Origin of the sequence: Chitinophaga rupis (assembly GCF_900109685.1) — a bacterium.
GTDB lineage: Bacteria > Bacteroidota > Bacteroidia > Chitinophagales > Chitinophagaceae > Chitinophaga > Chitinophaga rupis.
This window is the reverse complement of the sequence record NZ_FOBB01000003.1, coordinates 818,281-841,942: the sequence shown is the minus strand read 5'-3', so window position 1 is coordinate 841,942 and position 23,662 is coordinate 818,281. Positions and strand designations below refer to the sequence as shown.

The 23,662-nt window shown below is 46.1% G+C and carries 15 protein-coding genes; 6 read left to right on the top strand and 9 right to left on the bottom strand.

Translation table 11 applies throughout. From position 1 onward, the window contains the following. Window positions 1-2: 2 nt before the first annotated feature. The 5 genes from BMZ54_RS16500 to BMZ54_RS16480 all read right to left on the bottom strand — a co-directional run bounded on the left by BMZ54_RS16500 (window position 3) and on the right by BMZ54_RS16480 (window position 8,505). The gene (locus BMZ54_RS16500; RefSeq protein ID WP_089913888.1) at window positions 3-1,592 is read right to left on the bottom strand and encodes a RagB/SusD family nutrient uptake outer membrane protein; all 1,590 of its coding nucleotides are present in this window, start codon (window positions 1,590-1,592) and stop codon (window positions 3-5) included. 72 nt (window positions 1,593-1,664) lie between these two features. Continuing rightward, window positions 1,665-5,096, bottom strand: coding sequence for a SusC/RagA family TonB-linked outer membrane protein (locus BMZ54_RS16495; protein WP_162277563.1), 3,432 nt, complete (start codon window positions 5,094-5,096; stop codon window positions 1,665-1,667). 57 nt (window positions 5,097-5,153) lie between these two features. Then, the gene (locus BMZ54_RS16490) at window positions 5,154-6,167 is read right to left on the bottom strand and encodes a FecR family protein (RefSeq protein ID WP_089913883.1); all 1,014 of its coding nucleotides are present in this window, start codon (window positions 6,165-6,167) and stop codon (window positions 5,154-5,156) included. Window positions 6,168-6,485: 318 nt separating this feature from the next. Then, entirely contained in the window at window positions 6,486-6,998 is a 513-nt protein-coding gene (locus tag BMZ54_RS16485) for an RNA polymerase sigma factor (RefSeq protein ID WP_162277562.1), read from the bottom strand. Between the two features lie 631 nt (window positions 6,999-7,629). After that, window positions 7,630-8,505, bottom strand: a complete 876-nt coding sequence (locus tag BMZ54_RS16480; protein ID WP_089913877.1) for an AraC family transcriptional regulator — start codon at window positions 8,503-8,505, stop codon at window positions 7,630-7,632. Window positions 8,506-8,794: 289 nt separating this feature from the next. Here BMZ54_RS16480 and BMZ54_RS16475 point away from each other — a divergent pair, with 289 nt between their 5' ends. The 4 genes from BMZ54_RS16475 to BMZ54_RS16460 all read left to right on the top strand — a co-directional run bounded on the left by BMZ54_RS16475 (window position 8,795) and on the right by BMZ54_RS16460 (window position 17,078). Then, complete coding sequence (locus BMZ54_RS16475) at window positions 8,795-9,826, top strand: LacI family DNA-binding transcriptional regulator (RefSeq protein ID WP_089913874.1); 1,032 nt, start codon at window positions 8,795-8,797, stop codon at window positions 9,824-9,826. Between the two features lie 784 nt (window positions 9,827-10,610). After that, window positions 10,611-13,931, top strand: a complete 3,321-nt coding sequence (locus BMZ54_RS16470) for a SusC/RagA family TonB-linked outer membrane protein (RefSeq protein WP_089913872.1) — start codon at window positions 10,611-10,613, stop codon at window positions 13,929-13,931. Between the two features lie 25 nt (window positions 13,932-13,956). Next, entirely contained in the window at window positions 13,957-15,540 is a 1,584-nt protein-coding gene (locus tag BMZ54_RS16465) for a SusD/RagB family nutrient-binding outer membrane lipoprotein (protein WP_089913869.1), read from the top strand. A 134-nt stretch (window positions 15,541-15,674) separates the two neighbouring features. Continuing rightward, on the top strand, window positions 15,675-17,078 hold the full coding sequence (locus BMZ54_RS16460) for a sialate O-acetylesterase (protein WP_089913868.1): 1,404 nt from the start codon (window positions 15,675-15,677) through the stop codon (window positions 17,076-17,078). Window positions 17,079-17,184: 106 nt separating this feature from the next. On the opposite strand, the gene BMZ54_RS16455 is transcribed toward BMZ54_RS16460, so the two are convergent. Continuing rightward, the gene (locus tag BMZ54_RS16455; protein ID WP_089913866.1) at window positions 17,185-17,577 is read right to left on the bottom strand and encodes a hypothetical protein; all 393 of its coding nucleotides are present in this window, start codon (window positions 17,575-17,577) and stop codon (window positions 17,185-17,187) included. Between the two features lie 277 nt (window positions 17,578-17,854). Here BMZ54_RS16455 and BMZ54_RS16450 point away from each other — a divergent pair, with 277 nt between their 5' ends. Both BMZ54_RS16450 and BMZ54_RS16440 read left to right on the top strand, forming a co-directional pair. Then, window positions 17,855-18,076, top strand: coding sequence for a hypothetical protein (locus tag BMZ54_RS16450; RefSeq protein ID WP_089913864.1), 222 nt, complete (start codon window positions 17,855-17,857; stop codon window positions 18,074-18,076). A gap of 1,703 nt (window positions 18,077-19,779) precedes the next feature. Beyond that, window positions 19,780-21,495 (top strand): T9SS type B sorting domain-containing protein, encoded by a 1,716-nt coding sequence (locus tag BMZ54_RS16440; protein WP_089913858.1) that lies wholly within the window; start codon window positions 19,780-19,782, stop codon window positions 21,493-21,495. Between the two features lie 73 nt (window positions 21,496-21,568). On the opposite strand, the gene BMZ54_RS16435 is transcribed toward BMZ54_RS16440, so the two are convergent. The 3 genes from BMZ54_RS16435 to BMZ54_RS16425 all read right to left on the bottom strand — a co-directional run bounded on the left by BMZ54_RS16435 (window position 21,569) and on the right by BMZ54_RS16425 (window position 23,504). Next, window positions 21,569-22,504, bottom strand: coding sequence for a hypothetical protein (locus tag BMZ54_RS16435; RefSeq protein ID WP_089913855.1), 936 nt, complete (start codon window positions 22,502-22,504; stop codon window positions 21,569-21,571). Window positions 22,505-22,699: 195 nt separating this feature from the next. After that, entirely contained in the window at window positions 22,700-22,948 is a 249-nt protein-coding gene (locus BMZ54_RS16430) for a hypothetical protein (protein WP_089913851.1), read from the bottom strand. 4 nt (window positions 22,949-22,952) lie between these two features. Then, the gene (locus BMZ54_RS16425) at window positions 22,953-23,504 is read right to left on the bottom strand and encodes an RNA polymerase sigma factor (RefSeq protein WP_089913848.1); all 552 of its coding nucleotides are present in this window, start codon (window positions 23,502-23,504) and stop codon (window positions 22,953-22,955) included. Between the last annotated feature and the right edge of the window lie 158 nt (window positions 23,505-23,662).

Below are 23,662 nucleotides of genomic sequence, written 5' to 3'. Positions count from 1 at the left end.
ACTTATGGTTTGTCCCACCATAACCTTGTACCGCCATTGTCCGGCCCGCCCAGCGCCTGCAAAGCCCTGGCTACGCCCTGCGGATTGGTGGCATATTCTAATTGCGGGAATGCAATGCGGCGTATAAACGTTTCCGTGGGTATTTTACCGTTGCTGTAATTCAATACTACCGGGAACAGTTTGGGGTAACCGGTACGGCGGAACTCGGCCCAGGCCTCTTCACCTTCGGGGAACATAGCAATCCATTTCTGGGTAATAATGCGTTCCAGCTTTTGAGCGGCAGTAGCGTTATTATCCCACTGAATGGTAATGTTGCTGAGGCAGGGGCTGCCGGCCGGTACATTATTAGCAGCGTTTTTGGGATCTGTATAAGGCTTAGCCGTGTAGGTATGATTGGTGATGTATTCCGGAAATTCACTGTCCAGCTGGTATTGTGTAAACGAGGTATGAATGCCCTGCTCATAATTACTGCCGGCATTACCCGCGCCTTTCCAGCCATACAGGGCTGCTTCTGCTTTCAGGAACCAGGCTTCTGCAGCGGTCATTAGTTGTATGCGGGAGGGCAGGGGCGCCAGTTTGGAAAAGCTGTTGTAGGTATCCCGGCTGCTGATGTTAATGCCATTACGGATACCATTATACGAAGAATCGCGCGCGTCGGAATACACGAAGTAAGATGGCAGGCGGGGATCATGGTAGCCGGTCATAATAGATTCCATGGGCGCGCCCATGCGGATATCGTTCCACTTATAACAGATCACATACAGCGGGTGTGTAACCGGGCTGATGTTGATGCTGAAATTATCTGCCGGGGTGGTTAGCAGCCCCAGGGGATGTTGCAGCGCAGCCTCCCCTTCCAGGCGTGCTTTATCCGGATCAGCTTTGGAAATGCGTATTGCCAGCCGCAGCCGCAGGCTGTTGGCAAATTTTACCCATTTGGTATAGTCGCCACCGTAAGCCAGGTCAAAAGGCGTAAAGTTCTTTTGATTGCGGGTGGTGTATAGCGTTAGCGTATCAATGGCGGCTGAAAGTTCCTGGAAAAAGGCGTTGTAAGCATCCTGCTGCGTATCATAGTCCACGCTGCGGTCCGTATTAATAATGCCATACCGGGTATAGATGATGGGCCCGTACACATCGCTTACCCGGTGCATGGCAGCTACCCGCAGCAGCTGCGCCCAGGCATAAAAATCGGAGTACCGGCCTTTTGATTTTTCCTGTACAAACTTGCAGTTAGGCATTACGTTGCCATAGGCAATGGTCCATACATGGTTGTTCCAGTTATCTAAAAGATCGTAGGTAGTGTTGTTGCGGTTGGATTCAAAAGGAGTGGGCGTCATCATGTAACCGGAGTACACATCGCCTATCAGGTTTTGCTGTACCTGCGCGGTGGCAGGGTCGTTGCTTACCACAATATTCAGCATAGTCTGGATCAGCGGCTCACCTAGCAGCTTCAGGTCCGGCGTTAGCTCATCCTCATTAAAATCATAGGGGTTTTCGTTGATGCTTTCAAAATTCTTGGTGCATGCGCTTAGCAACAACCCGCCCAGGCAGGAAGCAGCTATCACACGTTTTATCTTATTGTAAACACACCCCATTTCTATGTGAAATTACGCAGGTTTGATCTGGCGCTTTTTACATCAGATCACCTGTTCCAGTTTTTCAGTTCCTCAAAATCCTACTCTCAAATTCAGGCCCATGCTGCGTACAGCCGGCTGCCCGTATACATCTATGCCCTGTAAGCCATTACCGGAGCTCATAGATACTTCCGGGTCAAATGGCGCATCCAGCTTAAAAAAACAAAGGTTCCTGCCTACCAGGCCGGCCTGCAGCTGCCGTATCCATTTGGAGCGGATGGGTAGCTGCCAGGTAAGCGATACCTCGCGCAGGCGTACGTTGGTGGCGCTATACATATACAGGTCGCCAATGCCGGCACGCCCGCCAATAGTGGTATAATATTTCTGCGCATCGTACTTACCGGAAAAGGGCGTACCGTCCTCATTCACGGCATTTAACGCTACCCCGCCATTATCCCGTGCCTTTGCGCTGGCTTCACTTACGCCATATTCATCCTGTATGGCCTGGGTAATGCTCATTACCCTGCCGCCAAACTTACCATCTACCAGGAAGCTAAAGGTAAGCCCTTTATAATCCAGGGTATTGTTCCAGCCCAGCGTAAAGCGCGGATTGGGATTGCCAATGTTCTTCAGCACATCCTTATTGGTTTTCAGGTGCCCGTCGCCGTCAATTACATACTGGCCCTTTTCATTTTTATACAACTCTTTATTGCTGTAAATATCGCCCCAGGCGCCGCCTTCCTTAATAAAAGAGCCGTACATATTGGTAAGGAAGTCCGTTAGTATAAAGTAGTTGTCTGGCCCGGCGCCGGGTATACTGTTGTTGCTTAGCTTTATTACGCGGTTCCGGTTAAAGCTGTAGTTTAAGCCGGATTGCCAGCGGAATTCTTTACTGCGTACAGGCACCAGCGTTAGGGTAGCTTCCAGCCCGGTGTTCTGTATATTGCCCAGGTTCAGGTAATAGAACAGGTAACCGCTGCCGCTGGGCGCAGGCACTTCCATGTATTGCTGGTAGTTATTGTTCTTGTACCAGGTTACATCCAGGTTTACGCGGTTATCCAGCAGGCGAACTTCTGCACCGGTTTCCAGGGAACGGTTGTCCTCCGGTTTCAGGTACACGCCAGGGTAGGGGGAGCGGGTGTTGAATGCAATGCGCGTTACACCGGCTACTGTTTGTAAGGTAAACCGCGCCGGGCGCGATACATAGGGCGCAATATCATTACCCACTTTTGCATAGGAAATACGCAGCTTCGCAAAGCTGATAGCCGCAGGCAGCTTTACCATATCGCTCAGCAGCGCGGTAATGCCGCTGGAATAATAAAAGTACCCTTTACTGCTAATGGGTGTATAGGCAAAGGTGCTGGACCAATCGTTACGCCCTGTAAGGTCCAGGAACAGATAATCCTTAAAACCTAACTGGGCGCTGGCAAACACGGCCTGCAGCTGCCGTTTTTCTATGTATTGCTGTGCATCCAGCGCATTGCTGGAAATATCTGCTACGGAAAAATGGTTGGCAACGCTTAAGCCCGGATTGGCATTGGGATTGGTGCTGATGAGCGTACGGTCGTGCGCGCGTACATCCATAATGCTGGAACCCATGGTGGCTGCAAGCTGCAGCCGGTTGTTCCATTTTTTTACAGCGCTCACTAAAAGATCGCCATACAGCTGGGTGTTGTTCTCTTTTTCCAGCGTATAACGCCCGTTGGGTGGTGAAAGCACGGTTTGTGTGCCTGCATAGGCTTTCAGCTCGTATTGGTCTGAGGAGCGGTCAAAGCTGCCACGGGCCTGTATGGAAAGCCAGCTATTCACTACATATTTCATGGATAAAAAGCCCAGGCTGCGCATGCGGTTCTCTTCCCGCAGGCTCCTGTACAGCAGCCAGTAAGGGTTCTGCTGATCATCCTGGCCGGTCCAGTCCTTATCATTACGGATATTCCACCAGTTCTGTAAGGGCAGGCCGCGGGCTGCATCAAAATACTCGTAATTCTTATAGGAGCTGAAATCAAGCCCGCGTGGAAAGTTGTATAAACCTGTGAGAGGATTAAAGTATAAGCCGCTGGCAGCGCGGTTCAGCGCTTTTTGCAGCATAAAGGTTACGTTACCATCTATCAGCAGCTTGTTATCCAGCAGGCGCAGGGAGCCGCGGTAGTTAAAGGTATGCCGGTCCAGTTTGGAGTTGGGCAGTATGCCTTTGTTACTGGTGTTGGAATAAGAAAAATACGAAGGCGCTTTATCCAGGCCACCGCTGAAAGAAATGGAGTTGGTAAAAGTTACGCCGTTATTAAAGAATGGTTTAACAGGGTCGGGTGCTGTAACCGGCGCGCCCCAGCTATCTGCAGATCCGGGCTGCGGCTGGCCTTTATCATCAATATAAGGCGGTGTAGTTTGCCCGTAGCGGTATTGCAGCTTGGGCAGCAGCATGGGTGTTTCAATGGTAAGGTCGGATGATACATTGATATGCCCTTTACCCGGCCGGCCTTTTTTTGTGGTGATCACAATTACGCCATTGGCGGCCTGGCTGCCATACAAAGCGGCTGCAGAGGGGCCTTTGAGTATGCTGATGCTTTCAATATCATCCGGGTTCAGGTTAGAAATGCCATCACCGCCATCACGGCCGGTATTGCCTACAATGCTGCTGGATTCTCCCCAGATGTTGGCGGGCTGCGAAGGGGTGTAGTTGGCCATGGGCACGCCGTCAATAATATACAGGGGCTGGTTTTCCCGGGTAGATTTATTACCTCTTAAGATCACTCTTGCAGAGCCGCCAATGCCGGAGGCGCTACGGAAAATATTTACCCCGGCTATTTTGCCGGACAGGCTGTTGATCACATTCGCATCTTTTACACGGGTAAGATCTTCATTACTGAGCTGCTGCGTGGCATAGGTAAGCTCTTTGGTTCTTTTGGGAATGCCCAAAGCCGCTACTACAAACTCATTCAGCCCTTTAATGGATTCCTGCAGGGTTACATTTATCTCATCATCACTGTTATCCAGGATCACCTCTTTTTGTAAATGACCAATAGAGCGGAACACCAGCACCTCTGAAGGAGCGGCGCTGAGCGTAAATGTGCCGTCTGCCCCCGCCTGTGTGCCTTTAGTGCTGTTCTTTACCAGGATGGTAGCGCCGGAAAGAGGAGCACCATGTGCGTCGTATACCCGTCCGCGTATTTCCTTTTCCGGCAGGTGGCCGTTCACTAAGGTTACGCTGTTCAGGGCCTCTGGCCCGGGATCCGGGCCTACGATGATCTTATCTTCTTTCAATACGAATTTTAACCCGGTTTGGCCGGCCAGTAGCTGCAGCACTTCCTCTACCGGCATTTTATTACAGCGCAGGGTGATCTTTTTTTTGAGACTTTGGCTCAGGTCTGTTTTATCGTAGTGGAAATTAAGCCCTGTTTGTGCGGAGATCTCTGCCATCACGGCTTCCAGCGGTTTATTACGGGCCTGAATGCTGACTAATATAGGTATATCCATGCACGCTGCCGGCAACCATGTTAACAACAGGCCGGCAGTCATACTTACCATATAGCAGTATGATCTAAACGTTGTCATGGGATAAAAGCAAATGGTTAATGGAGGGCCTTAGTTCTTCAGTACTATCGTATCATTGCTGATCGTATAGGAAAGGGACTTGGCCAGGCATATGGTCTCTACTACATCCTGCAGGCTTTCTTCCTTAAAGAAGCCGGTATACTTCCACTCTTTCTTATCGCTTTGATTGATGACGGTAACTCCATAGCGGTTCTCTATCTCTGTGATCACTTCGGTATATGAGGCGTCTTTAAACACCAGGTAGCCCTGTTTCCAGCCGGTGATCTCTTCCGGTTTTTCAAAGGACGATTTTACAAGTTGCAGGGACTGCACATTGTAGTGCACCTGCTCATTGGGCAACAATATAACACTATTTCCCTCTTTATTCTTATCAAGCACGCGATCTATTTTCACTTTACCGGTGAGCAGCGCCACCGTAATGCGGTTCTCATGCGCATAGTCGCGGATGTTGAAAGAGGTGCCCAGCGCAGTGGTTTGCAGGTTGCCGGTATGTACGGTAAAAGCGCTTTTTTCATTGGATGCTACAGTAAAAAAGGCTTCTCCTTCTTCCAGGTACACATCGCGGCGGTTACCTGTGAACTGTATAGGGTAGCGGATATAGCTGGATGCATTTACCACGATGGTGCTGCCATCTGCCAGCACTACACGTTCTGTGGCGCCTTTGGCGGTGCGCAGTTCCATAAACCCGTCTTTTTCAGTACGGCTGCTCTTGGGAGGGGTGGTTTGTGCTATGGAAGACCCGGCCGGTACAGCGGTGCGGGATTGTTTCAGGTAGGTGAACAGCCAGGCGCCGGCCAGCAGCAATACGCTGGCAGCGGCAGCCACATAATACATCGGACGCAGTTGCCGGCGGGGCGCCTGGATCCTTTCCTGGATGCTTTGCTTCACGGCCTCCAGCTGCAGGGGCAGGTCATCATCAGCCACGGGGGTAGTATGATGCCGGTTTACGCCCTCAAACCATTTTTCAATGATCGCTGATTCTTCGGCCGTGCATTGTCCCTGTGTATAGCGCTCCAGTATCTGTTTTATGTGTTCTGTATCCACCGTTTCGGATTTATGATTTACCAGTAGTCGTATAAGTGAGACTTAGGTACTACTATTTTAGATTTACGATTGCAGATTTTAGATTTAGCTAAAATTAATGACTTCCGTATTTACAATCGTTAGTTTTGTCCCTGTTTTGTTTGATGTCAGGGCTGTTTCGCCCTGTAACCGGCCCTGCTTGTTTCCAGGTACCGGTATCAGCATTCAAGTCCCTGTATCCTTTGCTTTCATTCAATTTTAAGTTTCCGTCTGGTTCTCAGCCCCCTATCCATCGCTCCCCTCCAATCTAAGATCGTAAATCTAAAATCTAAAATCGTTTCACGATCGCAGATCCTGGTGTGATCGCAGGATCTTCAATGCTTTAGTGATCTGGTTCTTCACGGTTTGCTGTGATAGTCCCAGCCGCTGCGCAATTTGTTCTATGGATTGATGTTCCAGCCTGCTGAGCATGAATATTTCCTTCATGCGGTCGGGCAGGTGGTTGATGGCTTCCAGTATTTCCTGGTTTTTGGCTTTATAATCAACGGCTTCCGTAATATTTTCCGGCTGTGCATCAAAATGTTCTATGAGCTGCTGCAGGTATTTCCGGTAAGAGGTATTCTTGCGGTAAATGTCAATTACTTTATGCCGGGCGCTCTGGTACAGGTAAGATTTCAGTGATTCGCTGATCTGCAGCTGTTTACGTTTTTCCCACAGGGATACAAAAAGGTCCTGCAGCACATCCTTGCTGATTTCCCCGGTTTCCAGCTTGCTAAGGATGTACAGGTACAATGGCTTGCTGTAACGCTCGTAGATGGCGTTAAAGGCCGCGACGTTATCGGCCCGAAGCAAGTTAAGTAGCTGTTGATCTGAATAGTTGCTGTACATCAGGATTACAGGTACAAAGATATTTGGTTGAAAAAGTGAACAGCGTGTCTTCTACCTACCGTTGGGCTTGAAAATAGAACAATGTTTTGAATTGTAGAAATAAATCTGCCGTGAGGGGAAAGCATAAAGCATAAAGCAAAAAGCTAAATGATTAATGCTGAATGAGTAGCAGTTATGTACAGTATTTAGCCGGGGTATGCGATGCTTTATTAGTCTGTTTTAGCTTTTTTATGCCTTCGGTAGTTGTTTTCGGTGTTTAGCATATTGCTTCAGGGGCAGCCTTTTAGCAGTAAGCTTCCCGCTTTCACCTGCCCGTGCATGCTTCGGTTCTACACACACTGCTTTTCACAACCTGCGCTTCGGCTCTATGCATACTGCTTTTAGCAATGGCATCCAGCATACGTCTTCCCCTTTTACCTGCCCGCGCATGCTTCGGTTCTACGCACACAGCCTTCATCAATGGCATCCAGCATAAACCTCATCAGCTGCAGGCAACGTTCAGCATCCGCTTTGCCTCCAGATCCTTCCACATTCCGCATATGCTCTCCGCATTAAGCCTTCGCTGCATTAAGCTTTAAGCTTTACGCTTTCCACTTTAAGCTTCCTTCAGCCTCAGCTCATGCTTATACTCCTTTGGCGTTTTCCCAACGATCTCCTTAAAAAAGCGGTTAAAGTTAGAGAGGTTCTTAAATCCGCAGGAGTACGCAATTTCTGCAATAGACCAGTCTTCCTCTGTTAGCCGCTTGCAGGCATGACCGATACGCACCTCATTCAGGAACTGTACAAATGACTTTTTGGTACGGTTCTTAAAAAAGCGGCAGAACGACTGCGGGGAAAGGTTGGTGATACCCGCTACATCCTGCAGGGATATTTCCTTGGAGAAATTGTTCATTACGTACTTGAACACTTCGTCGATCTTGTGGTTGTCCTTTACATTAAAGGCATGGGAGTAGCCGGTGCTGGCCAGGAAGTAATAGTCCCGCGTTTCAGACAGCGTTTTCAGGATGTGCAGCAGGGAAATAATGCGGTCCAGCCCTTCCTTTTTGGGCAGGGCCAGTATTTCCTCTTTCAGCGTTTCCTGGGTATTGCCAGTGATCTTCATGCCGCGTTGCGCGCGGTGGAACAGTTCTGAGAGCGCTTTGGTTTCCGGCAGGCCATAGAACTTATCGCCAAAAATATCTTTTGGAAAATAGATCACTACAGAGCGGGCTCTGAGCGATTCAAGGCCCTGGTAATAATCCTCCTCATTATACCATACGTGCGGAATGTTAGGCCCCAGGAAAACCATGTCGCCTACATCAAAACTTTCAATACTGTCGCCAACAATTCTTTTTCCATGGCTCTCCGTCACATATACCAGCTCGCACTCCGGGTGGAAATGGAAAGGTGTGTTAAAATGCGGATCACTACGCTCTATAATGGTGATCTGGTTGTCTGCAAAAGCCCCAACTTTAATAAGGATGGGTTTCATCCGGTTCTGTGTTTAAATGTGTTTGGTCGTAGTGTGTTGTCTTTTTAATGGCAATGGTCAGCGTTGCCCGCCCCCCGCGGGCGTTTTCCTGTGAATGATGCCAATTTATTAATTTTTGGTTAAAAAACTATCATTTCCCGTAAATTAGCTGTTGGAGAGAGTATTGTTTTTTTGACAAGTATTTTTGTATTTTACACAGGGCTAAATCGATTGAGCGTTTTATACCTGCGCTCAATAGGAAGTTCCGGCACACCTGAATTACAAGCATAAGCACAAACTATTATCACGAATGAAAGGAATTTCTATAAAGGACATCGCCAAACAGGCGGGGGTGTCTCCTACCACAGTTTCTTTTGTACTGAACGGAAAAGCCAAGGAAAAACGGATCAGCGACCAGGTTAGCAAGAAAATCCTGAAGATTGCCAATAAGCTCAAATACAAGCCTAACCAGCTAGCCAGAGGGTTACGCACGGGTAAGACCAAAACCCTGGGGCTGATTGTGGAAGACATTGCCAACAACTTCTTTGCCAATGTGGCCAAAGTAGTGGAGGATGAGGCAGACAAGCATGGTTATAAGGTATTATTCGGCAGTACAGAAGATAACACTGAAAAGGCCCACGGTCTGCTGGAGGTATTAAAATACCGCCAGGTGGATGGTTACATTATTACGCCCACCAAGAACATGGAAAAGGAGATAGAGCTGTTGAAAATGGTGCGCAAGCCAGTAGTGCTGATGGACCGTTACTTACCAAATGTAGACTCTCATTACGTGGTGGTGGATAACTACCAGGGTGCGTATGCCGCCACTACCCACCTCATAGAGCAGGGGTACCAGAAAATAGCCATCATCACCACCACCTCTGACCAGGTGCAGATGAAACAGCGTATGGATGGTTTTATGGCAGCCTTCAAAAAGCACGGGTTACCCTATAACAAGAATGTAGTAAAACGCCTGCCTTTTGAAATGGACCGGGTAGGGCATACCCAGGAAATTACCAAGTACCTGAAAGCTAGCAAGGTAGATGCAGTATTTTTTGCCACCAACTACCTGGGCATTTATGGTATAGAAAGCATCCGTTCATTAGGGCTTCGTATAGGCGCAGACGTAGGTATGGTATGTTTTGATGATCATGATCTATTCCGCCTGCACAGCCCTTCTATAACCTGTGTATCACAACCTATAGAAGAAATAGGGAGGCAGATAGTAAATGTATTGATGAAGGAGCTAAATCATGCCTCCAGCACATCTCAGCAGCTGGTATTGCAACCTACGCTGGAAGTAAGACAATCCACTATGAAAGAAGTGGAACCGGTTGCGTAAAAAGCGTACATGCATGTGAGTTATTCTACCCGTAAACCATAATTTTTGTTAAAGAAAGCTTAAGGCAGGATTGTAATGATCCTGCCTTTTTTTTGCTAAACCCCTGGTTTTATTTTAGCAGAAACTGCGATTGTTTTAACTATTTTATTGAAAATGATCAGATAAGCTTGCAGATTATAAAAAAATTATCTATGTTTGATGTTGATAAGTGATTGGAACATAACCAGTGATTAATGATTAAAATATTTATGTTATAAGTATAAAACTATATACTTATAACATATCGGGTGTTTTCATTTTTTTAAGAGAGTAATACAAACTTTTTCGGAACAGATAACGTATTTATGCTTTGGGTGGGGACAAAACAAAAAGCCCTGAGATGTACAGCGTGAAAAATATTATAATAATTTTTACTGTTTTGAAATAAATATCTATATTACATTATATTACAATACATTTTACTAGAACAACTATACCAACAATTGCCGCTTTGGGTTGTAAAAACAGCATAACAGCGGAGTTACTATTTGAAACCTAATGAAAATCTTATTGAACCTATGAAACAATTCGACACAACACCATGAAAACCAGCGCTAATAATGGTGCGCAATACTTATTCCTTATACCTAAACTACCGATTGTAAATAGCAGGCCACTCTGCAAATGATACAATAATGAATAACTATTGCCAGTCTCGTTATCCCCTGCGGTGGGATGGTTATAACTATGCCAATTCACACATTAACGCTTTAACACTATAGTAATTAATCTAAAAAAGAGTAAAATGAAAAGATCGCTCCTCGTATGCGCGGTACTTTTCCTGCTATGTGCCAACTTTGTTTATGCACAGGAAAAGAAAACTGTAGCCGGTATCGTGCAGGATGAAAAAGGTGGCCCGCTCGTGGGTGTGAGTGTACAGGAAAAAGCCGGTTCGGCTGGTACGCTTACGGACGCTAACGGTGCCTTTAAATTGAGCATTAGCACAGAAGCTACGCTCGTTTTTACGTACATCGGTTACGTAAAACAGGAAATACCTTTAAATGGCCGTGTTTCCTTAGCCATTAGACTGGCGCCGGATAGCAAGGGTCTGAATGAGGTGGTTGTAACAGCTATGGGTATCAAAAAAGAGCGCCGTAAGCTGGGCTATGCCGTTTCTAACATTTCCGGTGAAGAACTGGTAAAATCTTCCCCTACCAACTTTGCATCCGCAATGTATGGTAAGGCTGCCGGCGTAAGCATTCAAACCGCCCCCGGTGGTAGCACCAGTGCTGCTATTATTAAGATCCGCGGTGTAAACTCTATTAATGGCGACGGTCAGCCACTGATCGTTGTGGATGGTGTACCTATCCGTAACGATATCGTGAATACCGGCGACGCCAATAAATACTGGGGAGATACCCGTATCCGTGGTAACAGCTTGCTGGACATTAACCCGGATAACATTAAGGAAGTGAACATTCTGAAAGGTTCTGCCGCCACCGCGCTGTATGGTTCCAGTGGTAGTAATGGTGTGGTAATGATCACTACCAAGCAGGGTAACAGACGCGCCGGCATGGGCGTTGACTTCAACTACTCTTATGGTATGGAGCAAGCTGCTGTGCTGCCAGATATACAATCTACTTATGGTCCCGGCTACGACAGGAAAAATCAGGTTGGCTCCGGTTATCCGGCTGATGGCTGGATTCCCCTGGGTGATATAAATGGCGATGGTAAAGAGGATGTAAGAGTGCCCTATGATGTGGATGCCCAGTTTGGTCCTAAGTTCGACGGAAGGGATGTAGTGTATGTGGATGGCTCTACCCGCAAATATGTTGGTACCAGCGATAACTGGAAAAAGCTGTTCAAAAATGGTTACAGCTCCCAGGCTAACATCGCATTATCCAATGCAAATGACAGGGGCAGCTACCGGTTCTCTTATAACCGTATTGACTACAAAGGCATACAGATCGGCGGTAAACAGCAAAAGAATAACTTTAACCTGAATACCTCTTATAAAATAACTCCCCGCTTAAGCACCGACGTTACAGTAACTTATGTGAATGAATACGTGCATAACCGTCCGGAGCAGATGAACCGTGTATTAGCAAGCTATGCAGGTTTCTTCAGCGCCTTTGATGATATGGATTTCTTCCTTAAGAAATATCAGACCACCAAAGGTTATAAGTACGTAACGCTCGATAACTCAAGCCGTGACCCTGAGGAAGCATTCAAATATCCTTTCTATGCTACCGACTTCCTGGACTTCCTGTGGAAACAGAAGCGTAATAGCTATGACGAAAAATCCAATCGTTTTATTTCCAGCTTTACACTGAACTATGACATCGCCACCGGGTTGAAATTCCGCGGCCGTATGGGTACAGATATCACCGGTTATACTTCAGAAACTAAAAACTATGCAGAATATCCGCTGTATGTTTCCGAATCCGGCGCATATTCAGTTGCCAATAACCAGTATAACATCGCTTATGGCGACTTATTGCTGACCTATAATAAAGACTTCTCACCGAAATTTGGCTTAAATGCCAGCTTAGGTTACCAGGCCCGCCGCGAAGAACGCCGTTATAGCGGAATGAGCACAGCTGGTGGCCTGCTGCAGGAGAACTGGTTCACTATCCAGGCTTCCAAAAACCCCGTTACCGGACAGAATGATACTAAGAGGACTTCTTATTTACAGGATGGTATCTTCGGTATCGTTGGCTTAAGCTACCGCAACTTCCTGTTCCTGGAAGGTACCGGCCGCTATGAAAGGGTTTCTGTGCTTGCACCGGGTAATAACTCTTACTTCTATCCCAGCGTAAGCCTTTCCTTTGAAATGTCTAAGGCATTGCATATGCCCAACTTTGTGGATTACAGCAAGCTGCGCCTGTCTTACGGGGTGGCTGCCAACCCTCCGGGCATTTACCAGGCCAATATCGTTTATACCGGAAGCTCTGCTAACGGCGCTGCAACATTGTACCCGGGTAGCAACTATGGTAACAATGGTCTGAAACCGGAGTTCAAACATGAATATGAAATTGGATGGGAAAGTAAAATGTTTGAAAACCGCTTAGGTTTTGACATCTCTTACTATAATAACATTGTTAAGGGCCAGATCATTAACCTGAACGTGGCTTCTTCGACCGGCGCAAAAAATATCTGGCAGAACGTAGGTGACCTGAACAACTACGGTTTGGAAGCAGCAATATATGCTACACCCATATCCAGCAAAAACCTGACATGGGATGTACGCGCTAACGTCGGCTTTAACAGGAATAAGCTGAAAAGCTTACAGCCCGGCCTTACCCAGCTTCAGTTAATGAACGTGGATAACGGTTCTGCATACATCGTTGCAAAAGTAGGCGAAGCTGCAGGTGATATCATGGTGAACATGAACAAGAAAAGTGCAGATGGACAGAACATCATAGATGCAAATGGTTACTATGTAACAGATAACTCTGCCCCTAAGAAAGCCGGTAACATACAGGCTAAGCTGAACGGCGGTATTGGTAACACGATCCGTTACAAGAACTGGACCCTGGACTTCCTGGTGGATTCACGCTGGGGTGGACAGATCCTTTCTGTAACCAATTATTATGCTACAGGCGATGGATTGTATAAAAGCACCTTAAAGTATCGTGATGAAGCCAGTGGCGGTTTAACTTATTACGAAGATGCTGCTGGTAACAGAACACTGCTGAACGGCGGTTCTGCTCCTGCAGGTACTACAGTATATCACGATGGTGTGATATTAGACGGTGTGGACGAAACCGGAAAGAAAAATGACAAGATCCTGCAGGCAGCACAGTACTATGAGTACACTTATGGCTGGGGTAACTATGGCGCCAGAACCAAAAACTCTTACCAGAGTGCTGTGTTCGACAACAACTTTGTTAAGCTGCGTGAAGCGTCTCTGAACTATTCATTCCCGGTAGCACTGGCTAACAAAGCAAAAATGCAGACGTTAACGGTAGGGCTGTTTGGCCGCAACCTGTTCTACTTCTATAAAACACTGCCTAACGTAGATCCTGAAGTAGGTATCGGTAGCAACTTTATAAGCCAGGGTCTGGACGCCGGCTCTTCAGTAGCTTCCCGCACAATTGGTGGAACCGTGAGACTGAGCTTTTAATTGATCTAAGCAAAAAATTAAAAACATGAAGAAGAATATTCTTGCAATAATAATGCTGGCGCCAGTGCTGGGCTTCATCGGGGCCTGTAAAAAGTCTACGATAGACAGCAAATACCTGGACCCTGAAAAAACCACCAACGGCAGCATCGATGCCTTTTATACAGGCATGTTCAAAAACCGCAGGGTTATACCGGATTACTGGGGCCTGTGGACATTTAACGGCGTTCAGATGGGCGTGTATACCCAAACCCTGGGTGTGGTAACTGCCAATAAAATGTATGAGCAGCCGGAATCCTATGCGCAGGACCGCTGGGATGATTTTTATAGCGCACCAGGTAGTGATAATAACTGGACTGCTCCCATCTCCAGCTACCGCGAAATAGAAAAAGCCTATGACGCGCTTTCTACAGATGCAGATAAGGCAGGTTATTTACTGTTCACTAAAACAGCCCAGATCTTCCTGTATGACCAGGCTTGCCAGCAGGTTGACCTTTGGGGAGATATCCCGTTCACTGAAGCAGGTGGTCTGAATGCAACCGGTACTTTAAAGCTGGCTGCGTTTGATGATGGCAGGGCAGTATATGACAGCGCAATCACGAATTTAAAAGCTATCAGCAACTGGCTGGCAAATGCTCAGCCGGAGCAGTTCTACCTGAACAAGCTGGCCAAGCAGGACATCCTGTTTAAAGGCGATCTGCTGAAATGGCGCCGTTACTGTAATTCTCTTTTACTGCGCCTGGCTATGCGTAAATCTGCTGTAGATGAAGCTGCCTCCAAAGCGCTGGTACAGGAAATTATGGGTAACCCCACGCTGTATCCGATGATCGATGCATATACAGATAATGCTGAAATTGTAACAGGTGGTACTAACCTTACGGTAGACCTGACCTCTTCCTTTAACAGTGGTCATCAGTATGCTCCCGGTTATATGGTGGATTCCCTGCTGAAACCTACCGGCGACCCGCGTTTACGTATATTGTACACCAAAAATTCTGCCGGCCAGTATCATGGTATGATCCCTACAATGACTGCTGATCAGCAACAGACTGAAATTGGTAATAGACTGCTTTCGCTGATAGATAGTACAACCTTTGTGAAAAATACCAAGTTCCCCGGCATCATCTTCACTTCTGCTGAAACCTGGTTGCTGAAAGCTGAAGCCTATGAAAGATGGGGTAGCGGCATGGGCGGCGGAAGCGCAAAATCTGCCTACGAGCAAGGTATTATGCAGTCTATTGCAAACTATTACAAGATCCATAACCTGAGCGACTACGGCACCAAACAAACCGCAGCCACACCGGCTGAGATCACACTGCTGCTGGCTAATCCTAAAGTAGCTTATGGTTCTGTACAGGAAGATAACCTGAACAAGATCGGCCTGCAGAAATGGGTGAACTTCGGTATCATGCAGAATGCACAGGCATGGGCTGAAATGAGAAGAAGCGGTTATCCCAAGATCACCTTCCCAACGGATCCAGGTGTTTCTACTGTGCCTACGCCTGCTTACAGGTTAACATATCCTGGCAGCGAGCGTTCACTGAACGGTGAGAACTACGCTAAAGTAGCAGATAAGGATCTTCCTTATGCTAAGATCTTCTGGATGAAATAGGCTTACTACTTACTAATCCTATACCTACATTAGAAACAGAGATGTTGCGTCCCGGGCTTAAAACCCCGGGACGCTTTTTTTTACCTGCCTGATTATGTATTTTGTGTTTTTGCCCATAATTATAATATTCCACTATGCAGAAACTCATCATCTCTTTTTTCCTCCTGCTTTCTTTACATGTATCCGCCACCGTTAAGTTACCCGCTATCATTGGCAGCAATATGGTGTTGCAGCAACGGTCACAGGCTGCCTTATGGGGTACTGCCGCCGCCAATGCCAGGGTTACTGTTACCACCTCCTGGAACAAGAAATTGTATACGGTTAAGGCTGGCGCAGATGGCGCCTGGAAGGTAAAAGTGCAAACACCGGCTGCCGGCGGACCTTATGACATTACTATCTCAGACGGTAAGCCGCTTACCCTGCACAATATCCTGATTGGCGAAGTGTGGTTTTGCTCCGGCCAGTCCAATATGGAAATGCCTGTAAAAGGATTTAAGAACCAGACTATTTTACATGCTGCCGACATCCTCATGGAAGCTGATAACCCGCAGATACGCCTGTTCAATGTGCCTAAAAAAATATCACGGGTACCGCTGTCAGATTGTAATACCACCTGGCAGGTATCAGATGCCGCCAGCGCTGCTGATTTCAGCGCAGTGGGATACCAGTTTGCCCAAATGCTGCAGCAAAAGCTGAAAGTGCCGGTAGGTATTATTGAAGCCACCTGGGGTGGCACTGTGATAGAAGCGTGGATGCATGCCCAGGCCCTGCAGCCCTTTACCAATGAAATTAAAATTCCAGCAGTAACGGATACACTGAAATTAAGTCCGAATGATCCTACCAATTTATACAACGGTATGGTGTCGCCCGTAATGGGGTATACCATTAACGGGGCTTTGTGGTACCAGGGTGAAAGTAACCGCGGCCGCGCGGCCCAGTACCGGCAGCTGATGGGCGCCATGGTAAAATCCTGGAGAACGGCCTGGGATTGCGGGGAATGGGGCTTTTATTATGTGCAGATAGCGCCTTTTGTATATAAAGGGGATAAAGGAGAAACCTTCCTGCTCCGTGAAGCACAGTTAAAAGCGCTGGATGATATTCCCAACTCCGGTATGGCTGTGAGTATGGATGTAGGAGATCAAACCAACATACACCCGGCAGATAAGACTATTATTGCCAAACGCCTGCTATATAATGCGCTGGCCAAAACCTATGGCTATAAGAACATTCCTTATGCCACACCGGTGTATAAGAACATGAAGGTAGCTACAGATACGGTGCAGCTGTTCTTTAACAATGCGCCGAATGGTTTAACTACTTTCTCCTTTAACAAACCACTGTCTGATTTTGAAGTAGCCGGCGCTGATAAGGTATTTCACCCGGCCACTGCCTGGATAACCGGTTATGGCATTGCTGTAAAAAGTGAAGAAGTGAAAACACCGGTAGCTGTACGTTACGCGTATAAGGACTGGCTGGTAGGCACTCTGTTCAGCAATGAAGGGCTGCCGGTATCATCATTCAGAACAGATGAATGGTAATTTGTTTTTTTAAATGAAGGCCGCTTTTCAATAATGTAAACAATTGAAAAGCGGCCTTTTACTATATACGCCGTATTGCGGGTGTTAACCAGCAAATATCAGCCTGTTAATTCAGCCCGATTATATCAATATTATATCCCGTTGAGGTGCTGCTGGTCACTGTAAATATTATAGTTTTTATAGTGTTGTTGGTTGCTGTACCCATGCCGGTAGCAAAATACTGGGGGTTGCTCCCTGTAAAAGGATAGGTGCCCACTGTAGCCGAAACAGGAGATATAACAGTGATGGTAACAGAGGTTGGAGTGGTGCCGCTACCGTTTATAGTATATTGGTAAGTACCGGGGCTTCCCATGTAAGCGCCATCAACGGTACCGGTGATCGGGAAAGAGAAAAAACGCTTTTCCTTTTTTAATACCGTAGCGGGTTTAGTGGCGGGTATAAAACTGAACATAGAAAATACAGTGCACAGTAATAGTGCAATAGCAACTAACTTTTTCATAGTTAATAATTGAGGATTTGTGATTATAAAATAGGATTACAAAAAAACTCCAAATGGGAATATGTGCAGGGCTCAATAGCTACATTGCATGGGCCTGATAGCATGCATAAAAATCAAAATGATTTTAGTGGAAAAGATTTTTCATGTCTAATGGTTATTGTGAGTTGGGTTAAAAATTATCTCATACCGAATTTAAGTATTTTTTTAATATGAGCATCCTTTTCTTTTTCCGCTAAGCTTAATCATTATAGCACTGCTGTACCTGAATAAGTATTGCATGCAATATGTTATACTGTTAGGGTTGGGGGTACATGCCAGTTTAATACAGGCGATCTCCATCCAGGTGCTCATCCAGCTCATGATCTATTTTGCGCCCAGCCCCGGTGGCAGCGGTTTTGCAGGAGTAAGTATTTCTGTATTGTTTGGGAAGATCGTACAGCAGGCTTGCCGGTGTTTACCTTATTACAGCGTTCATTCCGGTTGTTTTTCCCGGTGTTGATAGGGGCAGTAGTGTGTTGAGGAAGCAAACAGTGAACGCTAAAGGGTAAGGGAGCGGTCATCGATAATCAGCACATCGCCTGCCTGTAACTGCATCATATTAATTGGATATTTATTCCATGCAACGATAAGCCTTCGTGGTAGTACCGTGGTTAGCCTTAAGCAAGGCTTTGTATTGCATCAATAAAAAAATCCGCCCCGAAGGGCGGACTTTTGGAGAGCGGCGCAAACCGCTCTCCTCATCTCTCAAAGTGAAACAAAAATAAGGTGCTAAATATAAATAAAGCGCTAATCAGATGTTAATGAGAATCAATTTAATTATTACATTATCAATTGTTCCTTTTTAATTTAAGAAGTAATTTATAAGTAAATAAAATGTATAAGTATTACTCTTCTGCTATGAGTTAAACCGCTTCTCGGATATCCATCTTTTAAGTACTACTTATCTGCTATGCGTCAAACTTGAATTACTTACCTCATACCGCTGAGATCTCTTGCCGGTTGATTTAACAGCGTGCGAAAAAATGACGGTATCAAGTAGCAGCGGGATGCCGTAAAAATACCAGGCTTCAAAAGCAGTAGAGAAAATGCTGCGGCTATAATAAATAGCCGAACAGCTCATTACCTGGGTTATACTATGCATAAAAAAATCTGTCCCCGGTTCGGACAGATATTCATCCATTTTCATTTAAGCATACACTGTATATAAAAAAAAATCTGCCCTGATCCAGGACAGCCATATATCATTTTCATTTAAGCATACACTATACAAAAAAAAATCCGTCCCTGATCCAGGACAGCTATATATCATTTTCATTCAAGCAGATATTATACATAAAAAAATCCGCCCCGAAGGGCGGACTTTTGGAGAGCGGCGCAAACCGCTCTCCTCATCTCTCAATAGTAAAACAAAAATAAGGTGCTAAATATAAATAAAGCGCTAATCAGTTGTTAACGAAAATCAATTTAATTATCACATTATCAAATATTTTCAACTTAAATGAATAATTGATTTATTTGTAAAAGTATGTATAAGTCGATTAGCTTACATTTACAGAAACAGCAGTACAGTAATTACCCTCCCTGCTACCATACCACCGCTCAATAACCTGGAACATTTACCCGCATAAAGCAGCATAAGCTGCTGTATAGTGTTGCCTCTTTCGGCTGGACCGGTTCCACTAAACACTGCAGCGTCATGGATCCTTCTCACTGATGCTGGCCGGTCCAGCTACAGGAAATGCCTAATAAGACTTTTAATAATATTGAAACTAATCGTATTGCAAAACGAACGATCTTTGCCAGAGAAGTGATCCTGTTTATAATATAATCCTGTGATAATTGTCCTGTGAGAAATACTGCACGGGTTTTCAATAAAATCTTTCTTCCATCGTTTTTAACATAGTACTGAGTTCGCTTAAAAATATACCGACACCTGACTGAAAATAAGGGAGGCGGCTGGTTTCATATACCTGTCCGGTGCCGATCCCAAAAAAATAAGGTAGCCCCTTAGGACTACCTTGATGTGCATACATGATGCAATGTTCCCTCATGATCAAAGTTAAGGTTCTGAATATGTTTTTTTGCTAATCTGATGTTAATGATAATGAATAAGTTACTACATTATCATCTCTTTTTCTATGAAAAAAAAGTATTATATATTTATATTTCTATTAACTTAGTGCCAATACCCATGTCCTATACATGAGAAGCCTCATTCACTGCCGTATCCTATGCCTGCTGATACTCCTGGTAGCCGTTTGTATCAGTATGGCCACGCCACAATATTCGTATGCCGCCCCTGCCAGGAGCGCATGGCTAACGCCTTTTACCTACTCTAGTACCTGTGTGAACACAGATATCAAGTTCGCCATTACTACTGAGGATGAGACCATTGATTCCGTATTGTGGGACTTTGGCGATCCGCCATCCGGTGTACAGAACACTTCCGGTAAAATGATCGGCAGCCACCAGTACGCCACTATTGGTACCTATACCGTTACCCTCATTGCTTACCGGGCCGGCGTAGCAGATACCACTACACTTTCCATCACGGTAGTACAGCCTGTACCCTACAATTTTCCTGAACCGGTTGATACCACGCTTTGCGAAGGACAAACCATTGTTCTCAGCGCACCTGTGGTAGCCGGCGCAACTTATGAGTGGACGCGGAAAGATTCCGTAGGCGCCACCATTGTGGCAGATACTACCGGCACCTATAGGGTAAAGATCAATGGCTGCGAGGTACCAGATTCAGTGAACGTGTTCTTTACGCCTATCCCGGAAATTGAGCTGGGCGATGACCACCTGCTGTGCATTAACGAGGCCATTCGCCTGGATGCTACCTCGCAGGATGGTAACTACCAATGGTACCGGGATTTTACACCCATAGCAGGAGAAAACGCCTCCACTTATGTGGTAACCACCAGCGGCACCTACATGGTGCAGGTAAATGCAGGCGGCTGCGGCATTTTCCGCGATACGGTGACCATTAACTTTGGCGGGCATGAACATCCCTTTACCATGGGTCCCGATACCTTGTTATGCCCCGGCGAAAGTATTGTGCTGGCGCCCCAGGTAGCCGGCGCCTCCGGGTACAGCTGGTTTAACGGTTCAAAGAATCCTACGGTACGGGTAAGCAGCCCGGTAGATGCCTGGGTGTTTGTGGAAGTAGATAATGAATGCGAGGTGCTGGATACGGTGCGGGTAGACTATAACCGCCTGCGCGGCGTGAACCTTGGCGGGGATACCACCATTTGTAAAGGTGAGTTCCTGGTGCTTACCGCCGATTTCGGACAGGGCCAGTACCTGTGGCAGGACGGCTCTGACCAGGCCACCTATTATGTACGCGAACCAGGCTACTTTTATGTACGGGCGCAAATAGGCCGCTGTATTTCTTCTGACACCATCCACGTAACTTATGATGATACTTTGCACATCAACCTGGGACCTGATAGCACCATATGTAAGGGAGAGCGGATACGGCTTTACCCCAACGGCGCAGGCACTAATTATAAATGGCAGGATAGTACCAACATTCCTGTTTTTATGGTAACCGAGCCTGGTTACTACGCCGTAGTAGCTAACAACACCTGCGGCCGCGCTACCGATTCTGTACTGGTGCTGGCAAAGGATTGCGAGTGCCAGGTATGGCTGCCGAATGCGTTTACCCCTAACGGTGATGGGAAGAATGATTATTTCCGGCCCATTTACCGCTGCCTGTTATCGGACTTTAAGCTCAGTGTGTACGACCGCTGGGGACAGCGGATCTTTTTCAGTACAGATCCGCAGGTTAGCTGGACCGGGCGGCAGAACGGGGTGCAAATGAACGTAGGCACCTATGTGTGGGTAATGGAATATACGAGCGCCAGCACACAGCAATCATTCAGGAAAACGGGCGCCGTTACAATAGTGTATTAACGTATTAAGATCTAACATAAAAAGGTGCAAATGAACAGCTTCATTTGCACCTTTTTTTATTTAAAACACATTATTAGTTTACATGAAACCTGGCTATAAACGCAGCCGTCTCCCGCTTTTTGAAAGGTACATCCCAGGTACCATCGTACGTAACTAAAGCGGGTATTAAAAGATCATTTTTCTTAGTCATCTCCACATTCATGCGCACGTTAAAATCAAATAACAACGTTTTATAAGAAAGCGAATATTTACGGCCTACAATCTCAAAGTTATCTTTATTAAAATAAGTTACCAGCTCATTGATCACCACATCGCCCCGGTCTATGCGGCCCAGGTCTTTTTTAACCTGGGCGGCAAATACATAACAGGATACGCCCAGGTAATTTTCCGCGGTAATGGAAAAATCATAAAAGCGCATTACTTCCGGGTTAAAGATAGCTACTTTAGGACCCACAATAGGTACGCCGCGTACGGGTTTGCCGGGATTGAAGATCAGCTGTTTTAACTGGGCCTTATGCCGTTGCATACTGCCGCCACCCTGCTCCGGGCCATTGCCATTAGCATCTACACAGGCAGTACCTTTTGTAAAAAACAGGCCGGCATACAGCTCCGCGGTGTAGTAGTTATAATCGCCTTTGGAGGTGTAAAAATCACCGGTAACTTTTTCATTTATTACCTGCATGGTGCGGCAAAGGCCATTCATGGTCTGGTGCGTTTCGCTTTTCAGGGAAGCTTTCACCTGTTTATCCTTATCGTATATACGAATATCGTTGTCGGCGGTAAAGCCCAGCAGGCGCAGGTTCTTAAAGGCCCGGTAAAAGGTGGTATCTTCTTCCACCCGTTTAATAAAGCTATTAACGTCAAAGCCTATACGTTTGGCATTCACGACCACTTCATCCAGGTTCACAGTCATTCCTTTATAACGGGCAGTATCCTGGGCATAGGTATTATGAAAGTGTAACAGCCCGGTTATCAGAAAACCGGTAACAACCACGAAAAACTTCTGCATTTCTGCAAAATAGGAAAAATGTAATTAATGGCGGAATGCTGGGTATTGCGCTAACTAATATATTGATATGATACCTGTGTAGAAGGGGTTTTGTTAATAAAGGGTTAAGCAAATTTAGAGATTGGAACTACTACGGCCGCATGTGTATGCGGGCGCATGCACATGAAATTATTTTGTTAATGAAGAGTTAAAGATCTACCGCTTCTCGCATTTGGCCGTTTCATCTGCTACCATGCGCAGCAAATGATCCTTAATTGCAGGTGGTGGTGTAATGGCCTGCAGGCTCACATACTGCTCCAGGTCCCGGCGGCAGGATTCTATCTCCTTTTCCAGCTCGGGATATGCTACCATAGCGGCTTCTAACTCTTTAGCTTCGGCTTCCGAGGCCATACCGGTTACATACAATTCAATGATGCCGGAGGATATAAAACGCTCTAAGCTCACTGTTTTATAAAGTTTTTAAAAGATTCCTTAATTTGATCATCGCCAGGCGTGTTCTGGTCTTAACCGTACCCAAAGGTATGTTCAATATGGTAGATATTTCTTCTTGCGTGCAACCTTTATAATACGACAGGTCAATGATAATACGCTGTTCTTTATTCAGTTTTTCCAAAACTTTTGAAAGTCCCAGATGATCAGTAGATTGGTAAACGGCTAGGTGACCTGTATATAAATGTACGTCGTCCCCGACATCTTGGATTTTTTGCTCAAACCGGTGGGCTTTAGACCGGAGCATATCAATGGCTGTATTGCGCGTAATATTCAGCATCCAGGTGAACAATCTTCCTTTTTCCTCGTTATAGCGGTCTATGTTGCGCCATATTTTCAGGAACACTTCCTGCAGCGTATCGCCGGCTGCATTTTCATCATTCAGTATTTTCAATGCAACCCCGTACAGGGCAGGCGAATAATGATCATATAAATAGCCGAATACGCGCTGGTTCCTGGCTTTCAGTCCCTGAATTAATTCTGCTTCCGTATATGTATAATCGGATTCCACTATTAGTCGTCTGGTTATTTTAAAAGGTTTCCTAAGGCAACAGTGCCTGCTAAGCAATCGCTTTCAGCATGGACTGGTCTGCAATAAAATTCACTGATTCTAAAGGAGGCAAGATTATGAATGGGGTAAAATGAGATTGAAAGATAAGGAATTAATTA